This window comes from Methylomonas sp. ZR1 (genome assembly GCF_013141865.1).
Classification (GTDB): domain Bacteria; phylum Pseudomonadota; class Gammaproteobacteria; order Methylococcales; family Methylomonadaceae; genus Methylomonas.
The window spans coordinates 4,293,374-4,319,521 of record NZ_RCST01000001.1; the positions used below are offsets into that span (position 1 = coordinate 4,293,374).

14 protein-coding genes are annotated in these 26,148 nt (G+C 52.6%); 10 read left to right on the forward strand and 4 right to left on the reverse strand.

The genetic code is table 11. The features are described 5' to 3' along the window. The first annotated feature begins 117 nt into the window (after positions 1-117). Together DDY07_RS19485 and DDY07_RS19490 are read left to right on the forward strand one after the other, a co-directional pair. Positions 118-744: a DUF998 domain-containing protein gene (locus DDY07_RS19485; protein WP_171697098.1), complete on the forward strand. Its 627-nt coding sequence runs from the start codon at positions 118-120 to the stop codon at positions 742-744. Positions 745-911: 167 nt separating this feature from the next. Continuing rightward, positions 912-1,298, forward strand: coding sequence for an MAPEG family protein (locus DDY07_RS19490; RefSeq protein WP_033157552.1), 387 nt, complete (start codon positions 912-914; stop codon positions 1,296-1,298). Positions 1,299-1,337: 39 nt separating this feature from the next. On the opposite strand, the gene DDY07_RS19495 is transcribed toward DDY07_RS19490, so the two are convergent. After that, on the reverse strand, positions 1,338-1,769 hold the full coding sequence (locus DDY07_RS19495) for a DUF2721 domain-containing protein (RefSeq protein ID WP_171697099.1): 432 nt from the start codon (positions 1,767-1,769) through the stop codon (positions 1,338-1,340). Positions 1,770-1,991: 222 nt separating this feature from the next. Between DDY07_RS19495 and DDY07_RS19500 the strand changes: the two genes are divergently transcribed. Continuing rightward, a complete protein-coding gene (locus DDY07_RS19500; protein ID WP_171697100.1) occupies positions 1,992-3,065 on the forward strand; it encodes a TIGR03790 family protein in 1,074 nt (357 codons plus the stop codon). 48 nt (positions 3,066-3,113) lie between these two features. Here DDY07_RS19500 and DDY07_RS19505 read toward each other — a convergent pair whose 3' ends face one another. Both DDY07_RS19505 and DDY07_RS19510 read right to left on the reverse strand, forming a co-directional pair. Then, positions 3,114-4,505 (reverse strand): diguanylate cyclase, encoded by a 1,392-nt coding sequence (locus DDY07_RS19505; RefSeq protein ID WP_171697101.1) that lies wholly within the window; start codon positions 4,503-4,505, stop codon positions 3,114-3,116. A gap of 44 nt (positions 4,506-4,549) precedes the next feature. Next, positions 4,550-5,152, reverse strand: coding sequence for a nitroreductase family protein (locus DDY07_RS19510; protein WP_171697102.1), 603 nt, complete (start codon positions 5,150-5,152; stop codon positions 4,550-4,552). A gap of 326 nt (positions 5,153-5,478) precedes the next feature. Here DDY07_RS19510 and ileS point away from each other — a divergent pair, with 326 nt between their 5' ends. From ileS to DDY07_RS19525, 3 genes are all read left to right on the forward strand, one after another. After that, positions 5,479-8,310, forward strand: a complete 2,832-nt coding sequence (gene ileS, locus DDY07_RS19515; RefSeq protein ID WP_171697103.1) for an isoleucine--tRNA ligase — start codon at positions 5,479-5,481, stop codon at positions 8,308-8,310. Beyond that, positions 8,303-8,782, forward strand: a complete 480-nt coding sequence (gene lspA, locus DDY07_RS19520; RefSeq protein WP_171697104.1) for a signal peptidase II — start codon at positions 8,303-8,305, stop codon at positions 8,780-8,782. The genes ileS and lspA overlap by 8 nt, the downstream gene beginning before the upstream one ends. A 533-nt stretch (positions 8,783-9,315) precedes the next feature. After that, the gene (locus tag DDY07_RS19525) at positions 9,316-10,743 is read left to right on the forward strand and encodes a helix-turn-helix domain-containing protein (RefSeq protein ID WP_171697105.1); all 1,428 of its coding nucleotides are present in this window, start codon (positions 9,316-9,318) and stop codon (positions 10,741-10,743) included. Between the two features lie 23 nt (positions 10,744-10,766). Here the strand turns inward: DDY07_RS19525 and DDY07_RS19530 are convergent, their stop codons facing one another. Then, positions 10,767-11,732, reverse strand: a complete 966-nt coding sequence (locus DDY07_RS19530) for an IS110 family transposase (RefSeq protein ID WP_171694354.1) — start codon at positions 11,730-11,732, stop codon at positions 10,767-10,769. A 575-nt stretch (positions 11,733-12,307) separates the two neighbouring features. On the opposite strand from DDY07_RS19530, the gene DDY07_RS19535 reads away from it, so the two are divergent. The 4 genes from DDY07_RS19535 (at position 12,308) to DDY07_RS24190 (ending at position 26,001) form a co-directional block, all read left to right on the forward strand. Continuing rightward, complete coding sequence (locus DDY07_RS19535; protein WP_171697106.1) at positions 12,308-12,772, forward strand: hypothetical protein; 465 nt, start codon at positions 12,308-12,310, stop codon at positions 12,770-12,772. A gap of 917 nt (positions 12,773-13,689) precedes the next feature. Beyond that, a complete protein-coding gene (locus tag DDY07_RS19540; RefSeq protein WP_171697107.1) occupies positions 13,690-14,907 on the forward strand; it encodes a glycosyltransferase in 1,218 nt (405 codons plus the stop codon). A 720-nt stretch (positions 14,908-15,627) separates the two neighbouring features. Continuing rightward, complete coding sequence (locus DDY07_RS19545; RefSeq protein WP_171697108.1) at positions 15,628-16,191, forward strand: hypothetical protein; 564 nt, start codon at positions 15,628-15,630, stop codon at positions 16,189-16,191. A gap of 645 nt (positions 16,192-16,836) precedes the next feature. Continuing rightward, on the forward strand, positions 16,837-26,001 hold the full coding sequence (locus DDY07_RS24190) for a carbohydrate-binding domain-containing protein (protein WP_253734547.1): 9,165 nt from the start codon (positions 16,837-16,839) through the stop codon (positions 25,999-26,001). Positions 26,002-26,148: the final 147 nt, after the last annotated feature.

The window sequence follows — 26,148 nt, forward strand, 5'->3', positions numbered from 1 at the left end:
TTGCACCACTAGCCCCCCGTGATCTGAAGGCTACCTTAGAGATGCAGTTAGTCAATGCACTACGCACGGCTAAGCTGGACGGGATAAACTAGTATTTTTACGTGACGAGATTTGCGGATGAATCCAGGCCGATTTGGCATCTTTAGCGGCATCGCGGCACCGGTCATTTGGCTAGCGCTGATTGGTTTGGCGGGTGCCATGCGCCCGGAGTTCAGCCACAGCTATCAGTACATCAGCGAATTGGGCGAACGCGGCAGTATTACGGAAATACCGATGCGCTACATCGGCTTCGGGTTCGCCGGTTTTTTGTATGTGTGCTTTGCATTCGTCGTCCCGACCACTTTGCGCGAAGGTTGGCGGTCGGCGCTGCTCGCCACGCTGATTGGTCTGGACGGAATTGGGCGGATTGGGGCCGGCGTATTCGCCTGCGACCCCGGCTGCGATGGCTTGTCGTCCAGCCAGGAATTACATCGGCTGTTTGCGATGACCGGGTTTTCCGCGGCTATTCTGGCAACGCTTGTTTGCGGTGTGGTATTCCGACGCCATGCGTGGCTGGGCATACTTAGCGCTTACTCGATTGGTAGCGGCTTGCTGGCGACGACTTTGCTGCTGCTGATGACTTGGGAGGCCAATCCTATCCAAACCCCCGGCCTGTTCGAACACTGGGCAACCGGCGTGCTTTCCATCTGGACGCTGGTGCTTGCGGTGCGTTTACAGCAAACGTCGGCTGTGACGGATGAATAATGTTCTTGCTAAAAACTTTAGTTATTGCCCTGCCCTTGATAACGACACTCCGGCACAGGCGATTGTCCAGTTAGCAGTGGAGTGAGATTTAAAGGTTCGTTTGATGGCAGGAACTTTCCAGGATTTCAACTACTGAAATTTCAACAGCAAAACCGCGGGAGAATAATGTGATCAGTGCCGTATATGCCGCTTTGGCGGCCTTGCTAATAGCCGGGTTGTCACAGAGAGTTATCAAATTGCGCCGGGCAAAAAAAGTGATTTTCGGCGATGGCGGCGAGACCGATTTGCAAATCGCCATCCGCGCCCAAGGCAACGCTACGGAATACATACCGATATTGTTGATTTTATTGGCGCTGCTGGAATTAAGCGGCGGACATGCCGCGCTGCTGCATATCGGCGGTTTTGCGATCATCCTGGGTCGAATAGTCCACGCCCGGGGCTTGCTGCGCGCGAATCTGGATCAACGAGTGCTTGGCATGCAAATCACTATTTTCACCCTGATAGGCCTAGCCGTCGCTAATTTGGGCTACGCCGCTTATGCCGCATTCGGTTAGCTGATGCTTGGGCAATAATCTGCGGAATGGCTGGATAGCTTAAGGCCGTTTGAGCAGGGCTAAAATGCCCGTTGCCAAGATGATTTCTCTAAGAAAACACAAAAGACCGGCTATTAGCGCCATCATTGATGCCACAAACAAAAGAGAGACGGCATCCGAGAGATCGATGGCCAATTCCACGCCAACAAACATGACGACGATGGACAGGCAAACCAGCAAGGCGCAGCTGGTGCACAGGATGATGGACCATTGGTTCCAACGTGCCCGCCGCGTCAAGATTTGCAATTCCGGATGATGTTGCTCGGCTTGCGCGCCATCAAGCTCACTGAGCAAACGAAACCGGTCCACGGTGCGTCCCAGGCGGTTGGTCAATACCGCCAAAATACCGGCAACGCCGGACAGCAGAAAAACCGGAGCGACCGCTTGTTGAATCACATGAGCAACTGTCGGTATGTTGGCTATGGCATCCATAATGACTATCCGCAAAATTAAAATTAACGTATTTATCCATCCAAGCTTTAAATGCCCCGGATTCCTGATTCCCGCGACATTCAAAGGCCGGGTTTAATCGGACAAGTTAAACTCGCACCTTGCCCACTGTCGAAAAATTTTACAATGAGTGTTGCATTTAATGTGTGTCCGGTTAAAGTGACCGATCCGATAAATTCGACCGCCAACCTCACGGAGTAACGTGTGTTTCCCGTTAAGTCATGCAAATTTGCCCTGCTCGGGCTTATCCTCAGCCAGCTGCTTTGCTCGCCCACATTGGCCGCCCCGGTCTCGCCGATGTACCGGCCTTCCTCGGCGCTGACCGGCCAAGATCTGGCCGTCATCGTCAACGACGCCGATCCCTTGAGCGTACAAATTGCCGAGTATTACCAAAAGCAGCGGCAAATCCCAGCCGAGCAGATGATACATGTGCGTTTTGCACCGAATCAGGCCGTGTTGTCCAAACAACAATTTGAGCAAGTGAAGCAGGAAGTCGATCAAAAAACGCCGGCACATGTGCAGGCCTACGCGCTGACCTGGCTGCAACCGTTTCGCGTCGATTGCATGTCCATCACCACAGCCTTCGCAGCGGGTTTTAGCGAATCCTTTTGTGCCAAAGGCTGCGTACAAACCCATAACAGCCCTTATTTCACCTCCGAAACCGATAAACCGTTTAAAACCCACGGCTGGCGGCCCACCATGGCCGTGGCCGGCAAGACCTTCGCGGAAGCGAAAAAACTGATCGATACCGGTGTCGCCTCGGATTATTCGCATCCGCAAGGCTCAGCATACTTGTTAAAAACCTCGGACCAGGCGCGCAGTTCTCGAGCGGTAATGTTTCCGAAAGTGGCCGAATCACTGGCCAGTTTTTGGCCTGTGCATTATCTGGAGCAAGAGTATATTGAGGGACGACAGGATGTGATGTTTTATTTCACCGGACTGACCAAAGTGCCGCATCTGGCGGATAACCGCTATTTACCGGGCGCTGTTGCCGACCATCTCACGTCCACGGGCGGCGTGATGTCGGGCAGCGACCAGATGAACATCACCGAATGGCTGCGTGCCGGCGCTACCGCCAGTTATGGCGCGGTGGTGGAACCCTGTAATTTCCCGGCCAAGTTTCCCAATCCGGGCGTATTGATGTATTTCTACTTGCGCGGCAGCACTGTGATTGAAGCTTACTGGAAAAGCGTCGCCCAACCCGGCCAGGGGATTTTTGTCGGCGAACCGCTGGCTAAACCGTTTGCTTATCAACCGCGCCAAACGCCGGCGCCTTAGTAGGCATCCATAAAAACCCTTTCCCCCTAGAAGGTGGGATTTTAGCAGTCACCCCACATCTGCCTCTTCATCCGCGACGACAAGCCGATTGCGGCCGGCTTCCTTGGCGACGTAAAGCGCTTGGTCGGCACGAGTTAACAGATCGAGCCGGGTGCCGCCATGCACCGGATAAATCGCCACACCTATCGATACCGTCACCTGCGGTAACTGATGATTACCAAACTTCAGCGATAAGCTTTCGATAGCCACACGCAAAGCGTCCAGACGTTGCAAGATTTTGTCCGGCTGGATTTCAGTCGTGACCACCACGAATTCTTCACCGCCGAAGCGGCAAACCATATCGCTGCCTTCCCGAAAGCCGTTCATCAATTGCGCGGTTTTTTTCAAAACTTCGTCACCGGCGTCATGGCCGTAGTTATCGTTAAAAATTTTAAAATGATCGATGTCTACCATCGCCACGGCCAGCATTTTGCCGCAACGGCTCATCCGCAATAATTCCCGGTCCAACACTTCTTCCAGAAAACGCCGATTGAACAAGCCGGTGAGCGGATCGCGGATCGATAACTCGTGCAATTCCTCGCGCAAGCTCAAATTCGCCAAGGCCAGCCGGGCGCTATCGGCGGCGGCTTCGGCTATCGACAGCTCGCGCTGAATATCTTCCGGGTGGCCACTGGTAAACCGGTGTTCGATGTAAATCAAACCCAAAGCGCGCGAATGCGCTAGCAACGGAATGCACAGATAAGGGCTGGTTCCCGGTTTTACGTGGCTGCAAACCGGATTGATACTCTGGCCGACGCGCGCCATATGAATGCAGCCGCGCCGCATGCCCCAGCATTCGTCCGGGGTAAACACGGCTTCCAGTTCGCTTTCGCCGCTTCCCCAAGCATCAGCCAGCACCAGTGAATTGCCAGCGGCGTCCAGCATATACAGACCGCCGACGGAATCGGCAAACAAACGTACCAATGCCGCTTTGATAATCGGATAAGCTTCGTCCATTTTTTGGCAGCTCTGTAAAAGATCAGTCATCTCGCGGATTAATTGCATATGCAAAATCGCGGCTTCCAATTCGGTTTGGGCTTTTTTTAAGGCGGTAACGTCCCGCGCGGCAGCAAAAATCCCGGCGACGTCGCCTTTTTCATCCCGATAAACCGAGGCGTTGTACATCACCTCGGTGATCTGGCCGGAGGTATGGCAGATAGCCAGCGGATAATCCGTGACTTTGCCTTGCGAAAACGCCAGGCGATAACCGTCGCGGGCTTTTTGCGGATCGGTAAAGTAAGTGGAAAAATCGCTGCCGATCAATTGCTGCCGCGGTACGCCGGTGACTTTTTCGGTAGCGCTGTTCACGTCCATGATCTTCCCTTCCGCGCTGATAGTCACCAGCGGATCGAGACTGGCCTCGATCAGGCTGCGCGCATAGGAGGTTTTAAGATTTTTCATTGGCGCGACTCAAGGCAATCGCAGTTCATGAATATCGGCGACGCTTATTTAAATGCCTCGCCCCATTGTCCGAGATAAAACCGTTGCTCCAGGGCCGCACGGCTGCGTTCCGCCTGTTCGCCGGCTTGAAACTCTTCGGCTAAGTTATCCGCCTCGGCTTGATAGCCTAACGCCAACATCGCCATCGGCGTGCTGTCGTCCGGTAAATTCAGCACTTGCCGGGCTTTATCGGCATCGAACCCGCCCATTTGATGGGTAATCAAACCTAAGGCGTTGGCTTGCAAGCATAAGCTCAGCGTGGCGGCGCCGGTGTCGTAAGCGGCAAAGCGGTTGGTTTTGCCGTTGTGATTAAAATTCTGCATCGCCACCGTCAAGATGAACACTGGGGCGTTTTTGGCCCAGAGCTGGTTTTTTTCGACAATCACCGATAGCGCGGTTTCCCAGGCTGCGAGATTGCTGGATTTGTCGCAAACCACAAAGCGCCAAGGTTGGTCGTTAAAACAAGACGGCGCCCAGCGCGCCGCTTCCAGGCACGCGGTTAAATCCGGGTGGCTGACCATTTTATCCACGGCAAAAGCCCGCGGGCTCCAACGGCTGGCGATCAAGTCGTGAATCTGAACCTGGGTGGTGGCGCGTTTATGTTGCATGGTTGAGCCCCTTGTGTGTGCTTAAGTAACTTTTTGCGCGTGCCGGACCAGTAGTTTGCCGGCTCTGTGCCACGCATAAACCCGTCGGTAAATTTCCTAAATCAGCAAACCGGATACGCTAGCCGATGGTAACTCGCCGACGCCGTCCCGTCTATTTTTAGCACGGTTCAAGGTCCAGCGCCGAGTAGGCTTTATGCCACTTGGCACTTGGTGCTAAAATCGCGCGTTTACTATCATCCTTAGACTCATTCGGCTAATCGGCGCAACCGTTATTTTCAGCGGCCTAAGTCCGCACCCAGCCGCTGGAATGCAACGCAGACAACATCATGACCATGGATTACAAACAAACCCTGAACCTCCCCAAGACCGAGTTTGCGATGAAAGCCAATCTGGCGCAACGCGAACCGGAGATGCTGAAAAAATGGAACGAAAATCAGCTGTACCAAAAAATTCGCGAGGTTTGCGCCGGCCGACCTAAATTTGTGCTGCATGACGGCCCTCCCTACGCCAACGGTGCGATTCACATCGGCCACGCCGTCAACAAAGTGTTGAAGGACATCATCGTCAAATCCAAAACCCTCAGCGGTTTCGATGCGCCTTATGTGCCGGGCTGGGATTGCCACGGCTTGCCGATTGAGTTGATGGTGGAAAAATCGGTCGGCAAGGCCGGCGTCAAAGTCACTCCGGCCGAATTCCGTAAAGAGTGCCGAGCCTACGCCAAGAAACAAGTCAATATCCAGAAAGAAGAATTCATCCGCCTGGGTGTCTTGGGCGATTGGGACAACCCTTACTTAACCATGGATTTTGCCTTCGAAGCCGACATCGTCCGCGCTTTGGGCAAAATCGCCGCCAACGGCCATCTTAGCAAGGGCGCCAAACCGGTGCATTGGTGTACCGATTGCGGCTCGGCGCTCGCCGAGGCGGAAGTGGAATATGAAGACAAACATTCGCCGGCCATTGATGTGCGCTTCGCCGTCGTTGATGAACACGCTTTCATGGCCAAGTGCCATCACGCCGGTGACCGCGAAGGCAAAGGCCCGCTGTCGGTGGTGATCTGGACCACCACGCCCTGGACACTGCCAGCCAACCAGGCCGTGGCTTTGAATCCGGATCTGGAATACGCGGTCGTGCAATGCGAGATCGACGGCCAAACCGAGCGCTTGGTCATCGCCGAAGCGTTGTTGAAAGACGCGGTACTCCGTTACGGTATCGGCGAGCATCACATCGTTGGCTACTGCAAAGGCGCAGCATTGGAAAATCAACTGCTGCAACACCCGTTTTACGACCGGCAAGTGCCCGTCATCTTGGGCGACCACGTCACCACCGATGCCGGTACCGGCGCGGTCCACACCGCTCCCGGCCACGGTCAGGAAGACTATGTGGTAGGGATGAAATACGGCTTGCCGGTGGACAATCCGGTCGGCAGCAACGGCGTGTTTTTGCCTAGCACCGAATTGTTCGCCGGCCTGCATGTGTTTACCGCCAACGAAAAAGTGCTGGAAGTGTTGCGCGAACGCGGCAAACTGCTGCATCACCACGCCTTGCTGCACAGCTATCCGCATTGCTGGCGCCACAAAACCCCGATCATTTTCCGCGCCACCCCGCAATGGTTCATCTCCATGGAGAAAAACGGCCTGCGCGATACCGCCTTGAATGAAGTGAAGCGGGTAGAGTGGATACCGGATTGGGGCCAGGCCCGTATCGAAGCCATGCTGAATAACCGTCCGGACTGGTGTATCTCTCGCCAGCGTACCTGGGGCGTGCCAATTGCCTTTTTCGTGCATAAAGAAACCGGCGAACTGCATCCACGTACCGGCGAATTGATCGAACAAGTGGCCAAACGCATCGAACAACAAGGCATAGACGCCTGGTTTGAACTGGACGCGGCGGAACTGATCGGCGCCGATGCCGAGCACTACCAAAAAATGACCGACACGCTGGATGTCTGGTTCGATTCCGGCGTGACCCATGCGGCGGTTTTGGAGCGCCGCGAGCAACTGCGCTTCCCGGCTGACCTGTATTTGGAAGGCTCGGATCAACATCGCGGCTGGTTCCAGTCCTCCCTGTTGGCATCGGTAGCGATGAACGATGTCGCGCCTTACAAACAAGTCTTGACCCACGGCTTTACCGTCGATGCCGAAGGCAAGAAAATGTCCAAATCCAAAGGCAACGTGGTACTGCCACAAACTGTGATGAAATCGCTGGGCGCGGACGTGTTGCGCTTGTGGGTGGCCGGCACCGATTATCGCGGCGAAATGTCGGTGTCCGACGAGATTCTGAAACGCACCTCCGACGGCTACCGCCGTTTGCGTAACACCGCGCGCTTCCTGCTCTCCAATTTGGACGGCTTCGACCCGGCCCATCACTTGGTGGCCAAGGACGATTTGCTGGCCCTAGACCGCTGGGCGGTCGATAAAGCCTGGCAATTACAGGAAGAGATCAAAGCCGCTTACAGCGCCTATCAATTCCAAAGCATTTACCAAAAAGTGCTGACTTTCTGCAGCATCGACTTGGGCGGCTTTTATCTAGACATCATCAAGGACCGACAATACACCGCCAAGGAAGATTGCCTGGCCCGCCGCTCCGCGCAAACCGCGATGTACCATGTCATTGAAGCACTGACCCGCTGGCTGGCGCCCATCACCAGTTACACCGCCGACGAAATCTGGCAAGTCATTCCCGGTCAACGCGGCGAGTCGGTGTTTCTGGAAACCTGGTACGAAGGCCTGTTTCCGCTGGACGCCAACGCTACGATCAGTCGCGATACTTGGGACAAAGTCATGGCGGTGCGCACCGTGGTCTCCAAAGAACTGGAGCAGTTGCGTGGCAAAGGCGCCATCGGTGCCTCTTTAAATGCGGAAGTGGAATTGTATTGCGACGAGACTTATGGCGCGGAGCTAAACAAACTGGCGAGCGAGCTGCATTTTGTCTTTATCACCTCCAACGCCGGCGTCGCCGACATGCAATTCTGCCCGGACGATGCGGTAACGACCGAACTGGACGGCGTGAAACTGAAAGTAACGGTGTCCGAGCATCCAAAATGCGTCCGCTGCTGGCACCAACGCTACGACATCGGCGAAAACCCCGAGCATCCGGAACTGTGCGGCCGCTGCGTGGAAAACGTCGCCGGCAATGGCGAGACCCGTCGTTATGCTTAAGTGGTTGTGGATTTCCGCAGTCACACTGGTGTTGGACCAAGCCAGTAAGCTTGCGGTGGACGGTTCGATGCAGCTATTTGAGTCGATCCCCTTGCTTCCGTATTTCAATCTGACCTACGTGCATAACACCGGTGCGGCATTCAGCTTTCTAGCCCAGGCCGGCGGCTGGCAGCGCTGGCTGTTCGCCGGCTTAGCCGTGGTGATGAGCGGCATCATTGCGGTTTGGCTGCATCGCCTGCAAAAACACGAAACCCTGATGGCGGTAGCCTTGTCTCTGGTATTGGGCGGTGCTATCGGCAATCTGATCGACCGGGTGGCTTATGGCTATGTCATCGATTTTCTGGATGTTTATTACCAAAACTGGCACTGGCCGGCGTTTAACATTGCCGATTCGGCGATTTGTGTTGGCGTGGGGTTAATGTTGTTGGAGAGTTTTGGGGTTGGGCGCAAAACCGCGGATGTTTTGGAATAGGCTTTTCGAATTACTTTTTGATCAAACGTTAGCCAAAAACTGTGAATTCTGCTTATTTCCCCTCTTTGGAAAAGACGACTGCATGGACTCAGGAGGTAGGGCAACGTCCGGAACGGTTGCCGAGGGGCTAGGGGAGATTTTCCAATCAGGTGTCGCTAGCGCGACGGCTGGTTTTTAATGTCGGGTCTCGGCCCGACAGCCGAGATACTTTCTTTTGCGTGGCCAAAAGAAAGTATCCAAAGAAAAGGCTACCCGGACGCCGCTTAATCCCTGCGCTCCTCGCTTTTGCTGAGGGTCGGCAGAAGGGGCTTCCCAGCCCCTCCGCCGACGTGCGGCATCCTTGCCGCACCCCTTCGGGCAATTCTCACCAAAAGCTCCGGTGCTCGGCGCGGCATACGGGAGAAAACCATCCCTGTTTTCGAAAATACCGGGCAACTGCAAAATGGATTGATGGCTGCGATGATCCCTGATTCTGCCGGTCTTCATATAGTTTGGTTTCCAAATGTTAGGATTACCCCCCAAAACCGATAGCTATGCAAACATACTCGCCCTTTAATAAACCAATTCGCGATTTAGAAAGTTCGGACTTGTTGAATCTCAAGCATACATTCGAGGGTTGGTACATAGAGTACAAGCGAGAAGCACCAACCTCGACAAATATTGCCAAGTCACTGTCCGCATTAGCAAATACATATGGTGGTTGGTTTTTTGTTGGTATCGACGAAGACTCTAAGGAAAATCCAGTTGCTGGAGCTTTTCCAGGAGTAGAAAGAAATGAAGTTGATGCTGTTCTACAACGCATGAGGAAGTCCGCAGCAGATCACATTAATCCAACCCCGTATTTTGAGACAAAGGTTCTGTGGGGGCCGGTCGAAAAAATTGGATTAGAAAAGGACCGTTGCGTTATTTGCACGTGGGTGCCTCAAAGCGTCACTGCTCCGCATGTCCACAAAAGCGGGGTCATTTACAGGCGTGTTTCTGATGCTTCAGAACCAAAGCCCGAAAATGATAGGTTCGTATTAGATCAACTCTGGCGACGTGCTGACGACATTAAACAGCAGCACAAAAAATGGTATGACCGTGACCCTGAGTTCTCCGACTATGAAAAGTTGAAACCTTATGTTCGAGTCATGCTTGTAGCGGACCGATGGGCTGAGCAGGGTATATGGATAGATGCCAATGAGGACGAAATAAGATCCGTTTTAGCGACTCTCGACGGAGCAAGCACTATCCCGTTCGACACTGTTCATACCTCTGCTGAAGGGTTCATTGGACGACAACTAAATGGAAATGACCCGAATAATCTTTCTCTTACGTGGAGGCTAGGCCTTGATCTTGTAAGCGATATTATTATCCCGCTACCTCTGTATGAAGTTGAGACAATACAAAGCTTGAAAACTGAATTGGATGGTTACGATTACACCGACCGCTTCATAGGTATCTTGAATAAATATGCCGCTAAAAAGTACCGAATTGTTGACCTAAACTATCTCTTTAACGTGTTGAGAGGAGTAGCGGAGATTCAGGAACGTCTTTGCAAAATCGCAAAATGGACAGATGCCTATTACGTCAAAGTAAAAATACTCAACGCTTGGAGGACAGTTCCGTTCTTGGATATTTTGCCTGTAGTTGAGCGCTTTGAAAAAAACGGCCCTCCGATGTGTCTTGATTCAGTTATATCTCTACCACAAGGTTCTCAACCTGAAAGTTATACGGAGGTGTCGAGATTCCGAGATATTGAAATCGATGAGAGTGAGAGAGCCAAGGCTAGGGTGTTGTTGCAAGCATTTACAATGTTCTCAAATTTGGCATTGAGCTTAGGTATTCCGCGATGGATTCCATGCGAAGAGGGTGTGGAAGTATCTCCATTTCATCAAGAGCTGGAGAAGGCTGGATTGCGAGCCATTGAAGTACAGCGTCGTCGGAATGAGCGTGGTTCTAGCGCGGTAGCGTGGTTCTAGCGCGGTAGATACTGTTATCCAAGTCAAGCCAAATGAATAGCCGAATCGAAGGGTTTGGCGGATTTTAAGACGCCGAACGCCACATGAATCAATTTTCGCATCATGGCGCCGATAATGAGTTTATTGGGCTTACCGGCGCAGGCTAATCGGTTCCTGAATTGTTTCCCCCAGGCGGTTTTATACAATGTGACCATGGCTGGCATATACATGGCTTTTCGCAAGAACGAGTGGCCTATTTTGGAGAGTCTGGGTTTGCCCTTAATACTACTACCCGATTCGTATTGCCTAGGATCGAGTCCGGCAAAGGCTGCGGCTTGTCGGCTATTGGCGAAGCGCGAGGTATCGGCGTAGAACGCTAGGATAATAGCGCTGGTGCGCTCGCCAATGCCGGGGATGCTGTCGAGTAATTCGCGCTGTTGCTTGAGATCGGGATGGCGATCAATGTGATCATTGATGGCGTCGATCAATTGTTGGATAGCGGTATCCAGCCAATTCAGATGCTGCTGAATGTCCTCGCGCACCGCTTCGCGAGCCACCTGCAAACGGTTGCTTTCTTGGGTGCGCATGGTTTGCAGGGCGTCCAGGCGCAGCACTAGTGCGCGTAACGTGACTTCCGCCTCGCAACGGGGTTGCCAAGCGGATGGTTTGCGTTCGGCGCAGAAATCGGCAATGAGTTTAGCATCGACCGTATCGGTCTTGCTGCGGGTGAGCCGTGAAGCGCCATAAGCTTTGATTTGTGCCGGATTGACGACGCTGACAGTTAAGCCGTTGGTTGCCAGATGCTGAGCAACGTCTTCCCAATAAATGCCGGTCGCTTCCATGCAGACCTGCACGGATTCAGCTTTTTGGGCGTTTAGCCACGTCAACAAAGCTGTAAAGCCTTCAAGCGAATTGGGAACCACTTTGGCGCGAAACTTACCGTTGGACAAGCGTAATGAGCAATCCAGCTTGGCTTTTGAAACATCGATACCGAGATAAAAATGGGACATTGAAAACCTCAAATGATCTACCTTGTGAATGCAGGCTGCCGGAATCCGGGCCGAAGAGACTGTCCGATCGTTGATCGAGGGTGGGTCACTGCTGCAGGGGTCTACGTCTCGGGCTTCAATAGTCCAAGGTCCGATACGGCATCCAGTGACCCAAACCTGAGGTGCCCCTCAGGCATGTTTTGCGAGATTTCATTATCTCCTGAAAAACACGGGTGGATAATACAAGGTCCGATTAGCGCAGCGTAATCGGACGTATGTTGAATAAAAACTTTAGGAATATGCGCTCCCGCAAATAAGGCAAACAATAATCGAAAGTCCCCTTCATTCCTCCGAATACGCTTTGCTATTCGGAGCTTGTATTATCCAAGCGTGCTTTTCAAAGAATAGTAATTCGTGAAAACACACCTGAGGGGCACCTCAGGTTTGGGTCGCTGGATGCCGTATCGGAGCTTGGATTTCGAAATCCCCGGCGTAGATCTTTGCAGCAGCGACCCACCCTCGATCAACGATCGGACAGTCTCTTCGGCCCGGTTTCCGGCAGCCTGCATTCACAAGGTAGATCATTTGAGGTTTTCATGTCCCATTTTTATCTCGGTATCGATGTTGCTAAAGCCAAGTTGGATTGCGCATTGCGTCTGCACAGCGGTAAGTTTCGCGCCAGCTTCGCGTCGCTGTCGCCCGACCAGCGCCGCAATATTCTGAAGATGGGCGATAAAACCGAAGCGTTCTGTCGGCAGACCATGCTGTTGGCAGGACAAAACGCTCAAGCGATTCCGCCCAATTTGAACATGGCAGAGGCGCAAGCGGACATGACCAGCCTTGACCAACTGCGGCCCAGGTTACATCGGCTGCGGGATTTGCAGGCGCGCGGGGACGATACCGATATGGCGCTGGGCAGCGATATTTACAGCTTCTGCCTGGATGCCTACGCCTCGCTGAAAATTGCCGGCAAGGGCGCCGCGGTGGAAACGTTGCGGCAAGCGATGGCGGTGCGCTTCAATCGCGGTGCCAAGAGCAAAGTCGAGTCAGCCGCCGGCTAAGCTTTTCGCTGGAATTGACAGCTGGCCGTGGGGGACGGCCAGCCGTCATACTAGGCCGCTTAGCTTCAACGCTACCGTTGCCAGGCTGTTCGCTCCACCCCAATACCTTTTATCTTTAAGTGCCGAGCGTTGCGGTAGAGCGGCGAGCCAAAAAGCCGGTCGTGCAAGGCAAATAGCTTCAAGCGCAAGCCAAGATAAGCGTGTTCGCCAGGTAAAAAGCGATTCGGGCAAGCCACATTGGTGCAACCCCAAATCTCGACGACCTTGCGCGCAGGCCAACAAGCCGTTCGTACACGGCAAATAGCGTCAATCGCAAACCGGACTAAGCAAACGCGCAGGCAGAAACGGTGTTCGCCAATAGCAAATTACCTTAGCCGCAAGCCACGAAACGCTTGCGCGCAGGGTAAAAAGCTAATCGGGTAAGCCAAATCGATTGAAATTCTAGCCTCCAGTACTTGCGCGTTGGCCACCGAGCCATTTGCACACGGCAAATCGCTGCAGCCAATAGCTGTCCGACCGTTAGCTGCAGGGCTTTCGGTGTCGCCCCAATTTCAAAACAGTGTGTGCGCAAGGTGTTAGGGGCGTAAAGCCTTCAACAGAACGGTCACCTGATTGTTGGATTGATGATGCTGCGAAAGCTAACGCAGTCTGGCAAGCCGTGGCATTCTTGTTGTCGCCCATCGCTCTTTGTAGATGAGACTACAAATATTGGAGATGTCACCATGTTTAAGGCAGTCTGTTTTCCACACCTATCTGCCTAATCGTGCATAGGGACGGGGGCTCGCAATTTTCAAGAACTCGTTTATAGTGCCGTGTCATCGCCGATATAACCGGGTAATGCGAGTTTTATGGCATCAACTTTAGCTACGACCGCGCCCCTGGCCCACTAGCATATTGACAGAGTAGGTAAAACTGACATGAGCCGTATCCTGTTCGCCTGGGAATTGGGCGGTAACCTTGGGCATATTACCCGCCAATTGCCGATAGCCCGGCAACTGCGGCGAATGGGACACCAAGTCTTCTTTGTGGTGCGGGACACCGCCGCGGCGGCCCAACTACTCACGCCCGAGGGATTTGCTTACGCCCAAGCCCCCGTCAATGTCGACAAGAAGCGGCTTCCCCACCCGGTCAACTACGCCGAAATCCTGATTGCGTCGGGCTATGCCGACCCGGCGGTTTTGTTGGGCTTGGTGCAGGGCTGGATTAGTTTAATCCGGTTGTTCAAGGCAGATATCATAGTTGTAGACCACGCGCCCACTGCCCTCGTTGCCGCCCGCCTGACCGGTTTGCCCGCCATCACCATCGGCACCGGTTTTGAAATACCGCCCGGTCATTTGCCACTGCCGTCCATCCGTCCGTGGGAATTCATCCCAACGGATCGGTTGCTACGAGCCGAACAATACGTCCTGGAGCGGCTGAATGCCCTTGCAACCCCATTACATGGCGGTACTCTCGAACGCATCACCGATTTATTCCAAGGCGCTCGCAAAGTATTGGCAACCTTCGCCGAATTGGACCATTACGGCATACGCGAGGGCGAAAATTACGTTGGCCCAATATATACAGGTAGCACAGGCCACGCCATCACTTGGCACCTAATCGACAAACCCCACGTTTTCGCCTATTTGCGGCCTGACGCGCCTGGTTTTGAAAACCTGCTTGAAGCCCTATCAAAACTTTCGGCGGAAATCATTGTGGTTGCGCCTGGGACCAAACCCGCTCACATTCAGGCATTTGCCAAGCCAAACTTGCGCATCCTCACACAACCCGTCCAAACCGAACAACTTTTTAAAATGACAGACTGCGCCGTGACCACCGGTGGTGCGGGCACCGTGAGTCAATGCCTATTGGCAGGCATCCCGTTGTTGCTTTTGCCGCAAAATGTCGAGCAGTTTCTGATGGGCCTGCGCGTCGAGGCGTTGGGCGCCGGCATAGCGGTAAGGAACAACCGTCAGGAACACGATTTCGCTTGGCTATTGGAAGACGTATTAAATAAATCGCGTTACCGGCAATCCGCACAAGCGTTTGCCCAACAATACGCCGGCTATGAGCCCGGCTGCACCATAGATAAAGTCATTCAGTTGATCGACAACACCTTAAAAACGTCGGCGTGCAGTGACATGAATGCTAGCTAAGGCAGTGCAACTCAACTTGCAGATAAGCGTCGATATGGATTTCTTGTCGAAATAACGGGTGATCTCCGGCTGTTTTTCAAGCAAAAGCTCATTGGCTGCTGAATTTATAGGCTAGATATTTTTACCCACAGCCGCCCCCTTTTCTGCTAAAAATCGGCGCAATGTTGGTTTACCCAACTTTTTAGAAGCAACGGGTCAGGAATCGCATTCAGCCTGTTTCGACATCTAACCTAATCCGATTGCCATATGCCGCGCATTTAATGTTCGGCGTTGAGGGATTCGTCTCGGTAAAGCGCCTTTTAGTGGATTCCACACACCTATCGTTTTGAGATGCGACTCATATCCCTAGCCGAACACGCCAAATAAAAAAGCAAAACCAATCACACAAGAGCGGTTCGCTAGGCCAAAAACCGAGACTTAGCTCAAAGATAATTTAAATAAATGGCTGCCGATTGGACTTTTGGACAGGCGTAGCCTAAAAAGCTTTCCGTGATAATGCGCTAACGCGGATTGTTATCGGCTACATCAGTCGGATGCAATAAAACGCAACAGCCACTCACTTACAGCCTCTAACTACATTTTATGGAACCGATTATTAATAGGGGACGTTCTTACCATATGTATACCAACAACCTTTTGTACGATAAATCGATTTGATGCCTTCAGGTCTTTTAGGAAACGGTAACCATTTTGACGATCACGGGAATAACTGAGATTGATATGAATTTGAATAGTTTGAAAATACGGCGCAATGCCCGCTGGTTATTGCGCCTTACGGCCTTGGTAATAGGACTATTTATTTATCAGAAAATATCAGCAAATGATGAACCTATACCTGTTTTTGAGCTAACAGAATCATTTATGGGACAACCTTATTACGTCATCAAAATTTATCGTGATGGTAAAGTCTATTACCATGGTGATATGGTCTTAGCACGAGGTAAATCAACCCAATCGGTTGGTGTTATCGGTGACCGTTATGCCGAATTAACACAAACGCAGCAAAATGAATTAATCGTATACTTTTTATCGATGCCCTTCGAGCTTTCTAAAAAATATGAAATGAAAAGAGGTAATGAAATTACTGGGCACAGAATAAATTACAAAGATTTTTACATGAGCATCTACATGAATGACCCTGTGTTTTACGCCGTATTAACAAAAAGATTAGATAAATTGATCAATATCCGACAGTGGGTATGCTTTCCGAAAGATCATCCAGAATACAAGACTTGTTTACTTCGCGATGATGCCCCAGATACTATCGAATCTTTTTTCAAGTAACTCATTTTAATTTTTACAATTTTCATCTGGATCAAACACATGGCTGATGTTAACGAAGATCAAATAAAAGCTGCACTTATTAGAAGCAACGGCTGGAATGGCGGCGGAAAATTGAATACCCCTCTAAAACTGACTTATAGTTTTGGCGAAAAGAAGATTCCCTATTGGAATGGACTTGATTATGCAATTGGTGAAGTTGTGCCTGGTACATTTGGTAGCCTATCACCGGGTCAAAAAGCTACTTTTGAAACTGCAGTTAAGCTATGGATGAATGTGGCAAACATTAATCTAATACCAACAAAACCTGACACCGCGTATACCGTTACCAACGGATCAACTACATTATCGTTTGGCGATATAGTCGTCGTAGGCGGCGAGCTAAAAGACAATATTTTAGGTTCTACTATATCAGCAACAAGTACTCGATCTGCTGATTCCGCTGGAGATATTGTTATTGGCAATACCGGGTCGGCAATTTACAAAAACAATCTCCTTCAGCCCGGCCAAACTGGTTTCAATACGATTCTCCATGAATTGGGCCATGCATTAGGTTTGAATCATCCTGTAGATTACGACGCATTAGATAAGGGCTTACCTTCGTCACTGCCTTTTCTGCCATCTGATCCGGGCCAACGCTACACCGTTATGTCATACAAACCAGTGACGGGAATATCGGGCTTTTTGGAATGGTGGGCTTCTAAACCCATGCTCTACGATATATTAGCGATACAAACCTTGTATGGTGTAAATACAACTGAGCCAAAACTTGATAATACCGGGGACAAAGCTTACAAATTCAAAACCGGTGCGGATGCCATCCAAGCAATATGGGATAGTGGTGGCACTGATACCATTGATGCCCATGAGCAAACCGACTCTGTCACAATCGATCTGCGACCCGGACATTTTAGTTTTGTTGGCACTGACGAAGGCAGCAGTCAACAGCAAATAGCTATTGCCTACCAAGTTGCAGGCCAAGAAAACAACTGGATCGAAAACGCTATCGGCGGTTCCAAAGACGACCATTTGATCGGCAATGCTGGCGACAACCGGCTTGAGGGCGGCGCCGGTGCCGATACATTAATCGGCGGCGACGGGATCGATACCTACGTAATTGAAGGCGACGACATTATCGTTGACAGCGGTCTAAACAGGATTATTTACCAGGGAAAACTTATTTCCGGTTTGTTTGTCGGTAACGGTAGTGGAACAACCTTTACTTCTCTTGACGGCGAGATTATACAGTTCCATTCACCCGGCCATCTGACGCTAAGTGCCGAAGATAGCATAACCTTTCTAAACCAAACTAGCGCTAGTGCATTTGCAGATAACGACTTCGGCTTTCATCTGCAAGAAACAGCAATCAATATTTCGGGTAGTCTTATTCCCCACGGTGACATCAAACCCCTCGACCAAGACCCCAACACCGACGGTATCCAGATTGGCACGGACGCCTTGGGCAACGTCATCGTCGGTACAGAAGCCGATCCGGGCCATGAAGATACTCTCTACGACGACATCGGCAACGACCGGTTGGAAGGCTATGCCGGCAGCGATATTCTGCTGGCGAATCGCGGTGGCGACAATCTGCTTTACGCCGACCAACAACAAGACTTTCAAGCTCTCTATAGCCAAGGCCAAACCACAACGGGAACTGGACAACGCGGCGACTTGTTGAGTAGCGGTGCAGGTAGCGATCAACTCTACGGCAGCAATGGCCGAGACGCCCTGGCCGGTGGCGATGGTGCGGATATTTTGCTCGGTGGCGGCGACGACGATTTGCTCTACGGCGATGGCGGCTTCGTCGGGGTCGGCAGCGGATGGAGTGTCAATGCCAGTGTACAACTTAGCGGAGCCAACTATCAGGCCTCAACCCTGGGCGGCAATGACATTCTTTACGGCGGTACCGGTAACGATATCCTGAACGGCGGCCAAGGTAGCGACGTGCTGGATGGCGGTGCCGGGCGCGATATTTTGCAAGGCGGCGACGGCAACGACGTTCTCTACTCTGACGAACAAAACAGCGAGGCCGCCAATGGGACGGATCAGGCCAATCTGAGCGGCGACTTTTTGTCGGGCGGTCTTGGCGACGACATGTTGATCGGTGTCACCCTATCCAATGCCTCCACGGGGGAATCCGGCGGCAACGACTTGATGCTGGGTGGCGATGGGCAGGACTGGGTCGATGGCGGCGGCGGTGACGACACCCTTTACGGTGATGCCAGCGGCTACGCCAACAGCAATTGGGCGGTGATACGCGAATTGACCACGGTCGGTACTACCACGACCGCAAGCGTGCAATTCTCGAATGCGGATGCGACAGACCTAGGGATTGGTTCTGCTGACACTATTTACGGTGGCGCTGGTAAAGACTGGATTTTTAGCAATCAGGGCGATGATGTTGTCGATGCGGGGATAGACGATGACGTGGTGTTTGGCGGATTGGGTCAGGACACTATTTTCGGTCGGGACGGCAATGATTTGCTCTTGGGCAACCATGGTATCAGCAGCCAACTCGGCGATGGTTCAGACTACCTTGATGGGGGTGACGGCGATGATAGGTTATGGGGAGACGGCGGCGATGATGTGCTGCTGGGAGGCTCTGGAAATGATGGGCTGCAAGGGGATGGCAATGGAACCATTAGCCAAGAACAAGGCGACGATTTGCTGGACGGCGGTGCAGGCAATGACCAGCTCTACGGCGACGGTGGCAACGATACTCTGATCGGTGGAACCGGAAATGACGATCTCTACGGCGGCTCGGGTTTTGATACCTACATCATCAATGCCGGCGACGGTATCGACCACATCATCGATAGCGATTCCGAGAAAAACAGCAAGATCATCTTCGGTAATGGCGTGAAGTCGAGCGATGTTAAATTGCGTTTGGGTTCGCTGATGCTCGATCTGGGCAACGGCAACGCCGTGCACATCGAAAACTTTGACCAGACCGACGTGTTCAACACCTCATCGGTCAGTAGTTTTGAGTTCGCCGACGGTACCACGCTCAGCATAGACCAACTCCTAGCGCGCGGCTTCGACCTGGACGGTACCGATCAGAACGATACCGTTCTCGGTACCAATACCACCGACCGCATCAACGGGTTGGACGGCAATGACCAGTTGGTTGGCGGCGCCGGCAACGACACCCTTTTGGGTGGCGTCGGCGCGGATTATTTGCAGGGTGACGATGGGGATGATTACCTTGACGGCGGGGATGGCGATGACCTTAGCACCCAAAATGGTAACGCACTGTTTGACGGCGGTCTTTCGGGTGGGGCCGGTGATGATACGATGTATGGTCGTGCGGGGAAAGATGAACTGGTGGGTGGAGACGGCCAAGACCTGCTCGACGGCGGCACGGAAGACGATCTGCTGTTTGGCGAAGCCGGCAATGATCGACTATTAGGTGGGGATGGTGACGATAAACTGAGCGGCGGAGAAGGCAACGACACGCTCACCGGCGGCGCAGGTGCGGATTTCTTCAATGGTGGCGCCGGTGACGACACCTACCTGGATCTCACTGCGGAAGACGTAATTTTTGACAACCAAGGCAGCGACACTATCGAATTGTTAGGTGTCAATGGGCTGGCTGGAACTGGCGCCCTTAGCAAAACCGGCAATTCAAGCGTGGCCGTCACGTTGGATAACGGCGACACACTAAACCTGATCAATGCATTTTATGGCACCCATTACAACCTAAAATTTGCCAATAGTTCGATCATCGACCTTGAGGCCATGATCGGCAACACCCTCACTACTGCCGTTTCCCTGGGGCTGGACGACAACGGCGGGCGCTTGTACGGTGGTGCCGGGGCGGATAACTTATACGGCGGTGCGGGCAATGACGCACTTAGCGGTGCCTTGGGTGCTGACAAACTCTATGGCTATGCGGGCAACGACACCCTGAACGGCGGAGCCGGTAACGACATCCTGGATGCCGGCGCCGGTGACGATACTCTGATCGGCGGTGTCGGCCAGGATTTGTTGTTGGGCGGCGCCGGGAATGACGTGTATCAACTGGATGCCAATGCCGGTCCCGATCTGATTACCGATAGCCAAGGCCAAAACCTGATCCGTTTCGGTGCCGACCTCGATCAGGCCGCGCTGACTGTTTCGGTTCTAACCATTGCCGGCCAAACCGCGCTCACCTTGAAACTAGCCGGCGTCGAACTGGCCACTATCACCCAAGGGCTGACAACTTACCGCTTTGAATTGGCCGACGGTAGCCAGATGAGCGCGGACGAATTCATGTTGAATTTTCGCACCGATGTCGTCACCCAAACCGGCAATGACAGCGACAACAATTTATTCGGCGGACGCGCCGCCGACAGTCTTTCCGGCAATGCCGGCAACGACACGCTGTGGGGCGGTGGCGGCAACGACCTGCTTTTCGGCGGCTTGGGGGCCGACGACTACCACTATCGACTGGGCGACGGCCACGACATCATTCAAGAAACCGATGGCGCCAATGCCAGCCAAAGCTCGCAAGACCGCGTCGTGTTCGGTCCCGGCATCGAGGTAAGCGACGTGGTCTTTAATCATCGAGCCAACGGTGATCTGTCGCTCAGCGTCGCCGGTCTGGCCGATGCAATCACCGTGGTCGGCTGGTACGCGGATCCGGCTCAGCGTGTGGAAAATTTTGTGTTTGCCAATGGCCAACAAATTAGCGCCGATAGTCTGCTAGGACTGCCTTTGGCGCCACAGCTTGGTGGTGCCGGCGATGATAATTTGATCGGGAGCGCGTTTCGCGACATTCTGCGAGGCGGCAACGGCAACGACCTGTTGAGCGGAAATGGCGGCAACGACGACTTGTATGGCGAGGCTGGCACCGATAGGTATGTGTTTGCTATGAACAGCGGCGCCGATCAAATATTCGAAGTGGCCGGCGAAACCTCTATCATCGAACTTAACGATTACGATTTATCGCGCTTGACCGGTACCCGCGTCGGCGACGATTTATTGCTGAGTGTCAGCGGTGCTAGTGACAGCATGACTTTGACGGGTTTTTATACGCAAAGTCACAATTGGCAAGTTAAAACACCGTCAGGTACTTCGCTTAGCGTTGCCGAGCTGCTATCCAACAATGCAGCGTATTTGGCCAGTCGTAGCGAGCTGACAGGCTTGCGGGATCATTGGCTCGCGGGTGTTCGAGATAGCGTCACTCAGGCGCAAAAAGCGGCAGGCATGGTAAGCACCGCCGGAGAGATGTCTTTTCAATTTGATATTAGCCAAACGGCGACCAGTTACACTCGGGCCAATGGTTACGGTGGGTGGGTTCCGTCGAATGGGGCTAGCTACACGTTTAATCAGCCGGTAGTGGCGATTGGTGGCGTCAGTTTTATACCTTACGCGAGCGACAACGCTAATATCACCTATGAAGTCGATTCATCCGGCTCCATTCTTAAGAACGTAGTTGTGGACTGGAGCGGGCCGGAAGTGGCGTCAAGCTCACGCCTATACTCCTCGACAACGGGACACTATCTGTACACGACGGAACAATTAGTTAATATTATTCTATCGCTAGGGGTTAGCGGTATGGAAAATCCTTATGTGTTTACCGAAACCCCGCTGTATACCGCCACCACCACGACAACCCACTATACAGGCACGGTGCGGTCTATGACGTCTGCGGATGGCACTGGTTACAGCGTAGACAATGTTCAGGCGCAAAACTTTTTCCAACTGGGCAGCTATCCGACGACGCTGTCCATGTCCGTAGCGAACTCGGCTATCATCATCGACCAAGTCACGGCAGGCGACAGCGATAACACCATTCGTTATTCGGGCGACTTAGGCATTGTGCAAGGCGGGGCCGGCAATGATGTCATTCGGGTATATGGTTATGGTGTCTCGGTTGGTAATCAGTCGTTCGCTAGCCAACTTTTCTTGGATGGTGGTGTCGGTAACGATTTGATCGTCGGTGGTTTCGGTAGCGATACCATCGTCGGCGGTAGAGGTGACGACATGCTACGCGGTGAAACGGGGGATGATCGTTACTACTTTCTGGCAGGCGATACAGGCACCGATTTAGTGTATGACGTGGGCTATGGTGGACCGGTTGACAATGATACGGTGGTATTCGGTGAAGGTATAACGCTGGCCGATCTTAGCTTCTCGTGGAGTAACGAGATGTTGCCCGGCTACACTTACGGCGGATATGACGAATCGCGCGTCCGGATGTTTCAAACCCTGGACATCACTTGGCAGCCGGGTTCTGTTGCTAGAGTTGTCATGCCCACACCGTTTGTAAATAGTAATGGAACAACCGTCGTCAGCAACGATTGGGAGCAAACCGGCATCGAGTATTTTGAATTTGCCGATGGCAGTCGCATGAGAATGTCGGAGATGCTGGCATCGGCCAATGTGCCGGTTCGGCCTGCTCTGGGCCGTCCAGGTGACAATATGGTGGCTGGTACGGTGGGCGCTGACGAGTTGCTAGGATTATCAGGGGCCGACGATTTGTATGGTGGCTTTGGCGCGGATACGCTGATTGGCAACGCTGGCGACGATTGGCTGTTTGGCGGAGCCGGTGATGATCGCCTGGAAGGTGGGATGGGTGATGACAGTTATTATTTTCTAGCGGATGAAGTCGGGACAGATTTGCTGTATGACTTGGGATATGCTGGAAACTATGGCGGAGGTTATGGCGGAAATAACGACACTGTCGTGTTCGGTGACGGTATCAGTCTATCTAACTTCAATTTTGCTTGGAACGAGGAAGCGCTGACCTCAGCAGCTGATGGCAGTACTCAGTGGTATCAAACCTTGGATATTACCTGGCAACCGAATTCTACCGTCAGAATCGTCATGCCACGCGCCGATAGAAACGACGCCGAGAAGATAGGCATTGAATACTTCAAATTTGCCGATGGCAGTCAGATGACGATGGGACAAATGTTGTTGTTGGCTGGGCCATCACCTGAGCATAGTCCTGTTATTAATAAACCGTTGATCGATCAAGTGGTCACGGAAGATATGCCTTTTTCTTACACTATTCCACAGGATGCATTTGTCGATCTCGATGCCGGAGACAGCTTGCGTTATAGCTACGATGAATGGCCAAATTGGTTAAGTTTTAATCCGGATACCCGGACTTTTAGCGGAACACCGCCTTTTAGTGGTGCTACGGATCTTTACTCACCGAGTAATTGGTGGAACGTCACAGTTACGGCCACTGATCGATTCGGTGCTTCGATCAGTAATAGTTTTATGTTGACTGCAAATCCTATTAATAAGATCACGGGAACTGAGAATGCAGATATTTTGTCGGGTACCGCATTAGCCGATGAGCTAATCGGTCTGGTCGGTTCTGACATGTTGGCGGGTGGGGCCGGCACGGATAAGCTGATCGGCGGTTTGGGTGACGATATATTAAACGGTGGAGCTGGTGATGATTTGCTCTATGGCGGTGCTTTAGAAGACAGCGCAGTGGCCACGCCGATTACTCAGTTAGTGATCAATGCCAAGGCGAGTCTGTTAAACGACGCGGTCGGCGCGCGAATGGATGTTTATATAGACGGTCTTCTTAAAACTACCTTCAGTGTCACCAATACCCAAAACTATCAGGCGTACACGGTCGATCCGGCATTGCTGGGTATTGGTGGGCACCGAATTGAGGTGGCTTTCAGCAACGATAGTGCAATTGCCGGCCAACCGGGGCAAGACCGCAATCTGTTTGTGAGCGGTATCGTTCTGAATGGCGTGGTTATCGCCTCTAGCGCTAGTGGTGTTTATTATGATATTGGCGCTGGGGCTGCGGCGCTGGATTATCAAAATTTGCTTGTCGGCCAAGTGACGATGCCCTGGAACGGAGCCTTGCGTTTTAACCTGGATGGCAATGATTGGCTGGATGGAGGCATCGGCGCGGACACACTGATAGGAGGATTAGGGAACGATTTATACATCGTGGACGATGTTGCCGATGTAATCGACGAGTATATCGATAGCGGTATTGACATGGTGCAGAGCAGCATAGACTACGACCTAAAAAACGCTGCTAATGTTGAAAACCTTATGCTGATCGGAACAGAGGCATACGATGGTGTCGGCAATGCGTTAAACAACACTCTATTTGGCAATTTGGTTGATAATTGGCTGGACGGTGGCCTTGGAAAGGATCGTATGGCCGGTGGCCAAGGCAACGACGTCTATTTGGTCGACAACATTGGCGATATCGTCGTGGAAAACAGCGGCGAGGGCATCGATACCGTGTTGTCGGAGGTGAGTTACAGCTTGTCCGCCAACGTCGAAAATCTTTCCTTGACCGGTACTGCCGTAATTAATGCCACCGGTAATACGCTGAATAATATCTTGGAAGGTAACGCCGCCAATAACACCCTGAATGGCGATGCCGGTGACGACACCCTGAAAGGTCAAGCCGGTAATGACAGCGTTAATGGTGGAGCCGGCAACGATATGCTCTACGGCGGCGATGTCATCGATGCCGTACCGGCCACGCTTGTTAACCAATTGGTGATTAACGCCAAGGCCAATTTGTTGAATGACGGCGCCGGTGTTCGGATGGACGTGTATATCGATGGCGTGCTGAAAACCACCTTCAGCGTCACCAATACCACTGCTTATCAAGATTACATCGTTGATCCCGGTTTGCTAGGCATCGGCGCGCATCTTATCGATATTGCCTTTAGCAACGACGCGGCGATTGCCTCTCCACCTCAAGATCGTAATCTGTATATCAATACCATCAGAGTCAACGGGCAGAGTATTGCAAATTCAGCCGACGGCGTTTATTACGATATTGGTGCGGGTGCTGCGGCTTTGGACGGTAAAAACCTGATCGCCGGCCAAGGGGTCATGCCGTGGAACGGCGCGCTACGTTTCAATCTGGATGGCAATGACCGATTGGACGGTGGAACCGGCGCGGATACGATGGCGGGTGGGTTAGGCAACGACATCTACATCGTTGGTGAAACCGGCGATAGCGTGATCGAAGCGGCAAACGCCGGCATTGACCTAACTCAGAGCAGCATCAGCTACGACCTGAACCAGGCGGCGAACGTGGAAAATCTGACCTTGACCGGTTCGGCCACCATCAACGCCATCGGCAATGCGCTGGACAACACCTTACTGGGCAATATAGCGGACAACCGGCTGGATGGCGGCTTGGGCATCGACCGATTGGCCGGCGGCTTAGGTAATGACACCTACGTCGTCGATAACAGCAGCGATGTGATAGCGGAAAACGCCAATAGCGGTACCGATGCGGTCGAATCTTCCGTTTCATGGACGTTGGGCGCCGAACTGGAAAACCTGACCTTGACCGGCTCAACCGCCATCAATGGCACGGGCAATGCCTTGAACAACGTGCTGAAGGGCAATAGCGCCGTCAACAGCTTATCCGGCGCGGCAGGCAATGATACCTTGGATGGTCTGGGCGGCGCGGATACGCTGACCGGCGGCACCGGTAATGATACCTACGTCCTGGGTCGGGGTTACGCTGCGGATACCGTTATTGAGAACGATGCCACAGTGGGTAACACCGACATCGCGCAATTTCTGTCCGGTATCACCGCCGACCAGCTCTGGTTCCAGCATGTCGGTAACAATCTGGAAGCGAGCGTTATTGGTACTTCCGATAAATTAGTGATGAAGGACTGGTATACCGGCACCGCCAACCACGTCGAGCAGTTCAAAACTACCGACGGTGCATTGACCCTGCTGGATAGCCAAGTGGAAAACCTGGTGTCGGCGATGGCCGCGTTCGCGCCGCCGGTTGCCGGTCAAACCACGTTGCCGACTAATTACCAGACGGCATTGGCACCGGTGATTGCGGCTAATTGGCACTAAAGGACCTTTCGAGGTACCGGCTAAAGGCCAAAGCGGCGCGAATTGGCGAGTCTGATTCGATGCGGCTTTGGTCTTGGTTTGGTGCTCCGGGTCCCTACCCATTTAATATTTTTACTCTCATTTTCCTTTCAAGCTGTTTTTGCGTGC

Excerpts from the sequence above, each read along its gene's own strand:
- DDY07_RS19485 (WP_171697098.1), top strand. The coding sequence starts at position 118 with ATGAATCCAGGCCGATTTGGCATCTTTAGCGGCATCGCGGCACCGGTC.
- DDY07_RS19495 (WP_171697099.1), bottom strand. The coding sequence starts at position 1,769 with ATGGATGCCATAGCCAACATACCGACAGTTGCTCATGTGATTCAACAA.
- DDY07_RS19505 (WP_171697101.1), bottom strand. The coding sequence starts at position 4,505 with ATGAAAAATCTTAAAACCTCCTATGCGCGCAGCCTGATCGAGGCCAGT.
- DDY07_RS19510 (WP_171697102.1), bottom strand. The coding sequence starts at position 5,152 with ATGCAACATAAACGCGCCACCACCCAGGTTCAGATTCACGACTTGATC.
- ileS (WP_171697103.1), top strand. The coding sequence starts at position 5,479 with ATGACCATGGATTACAAACAAACCCTGAACCTCCCCAAGACCGAGTTT.
- lspA (WP_171697104.1), top strand. The coding sequence starts at position 8,303 with ATGCTTAAGTGGTTGTGGATTTCCGCAGTCACACTGGTGTTGGACCAA.
- DDY07_RS19525 (WP_171697105.1), top strand. The coding sequence starts at position 9,316 with ATGCAAACATACTCGCCCTTTAATAAACCAATTCGCGATTTAGAAAGT.
- DDY07_RS19530 (WP_171694354.1), bottom strand. The coding sequence starts at position 11,732 with ATGTCCCATTTTTATCTCGGTATCGATGTTTCAAAAGCCAAGCTGGAT.
- DDY07_RS19535 (WP_171697106.1), top strand. The coding sequence starts at position 12,308 with ATGTCCCATTTTTATCTCGGTATCGATGTTGCTAAAGCCAAGTTGGAT.
- DDY07_RS19540 (WP_171697107.1), top strand. The coding sequence starts at position 13,690 with ATGAGCCGTATCCTGTTCGCCTGGGAATTGGGCGGTAACCTTGGGCAT.
- DDY07_RS19545 (WP_171697108.1), top strand. The coding sequence starts at position 15,628 with ATGAATTTGAATAGTTTGAAAATACGGCGCAATGCCCGCTGGTTATTG.
- DDY07_RS24190 (WP_253734547.1), top strand. The coding sequence starts at position 16,837 with ATGTCATACAAACCAGTGACGGGAATATCGGGCTTTTTGGAATGGTGG.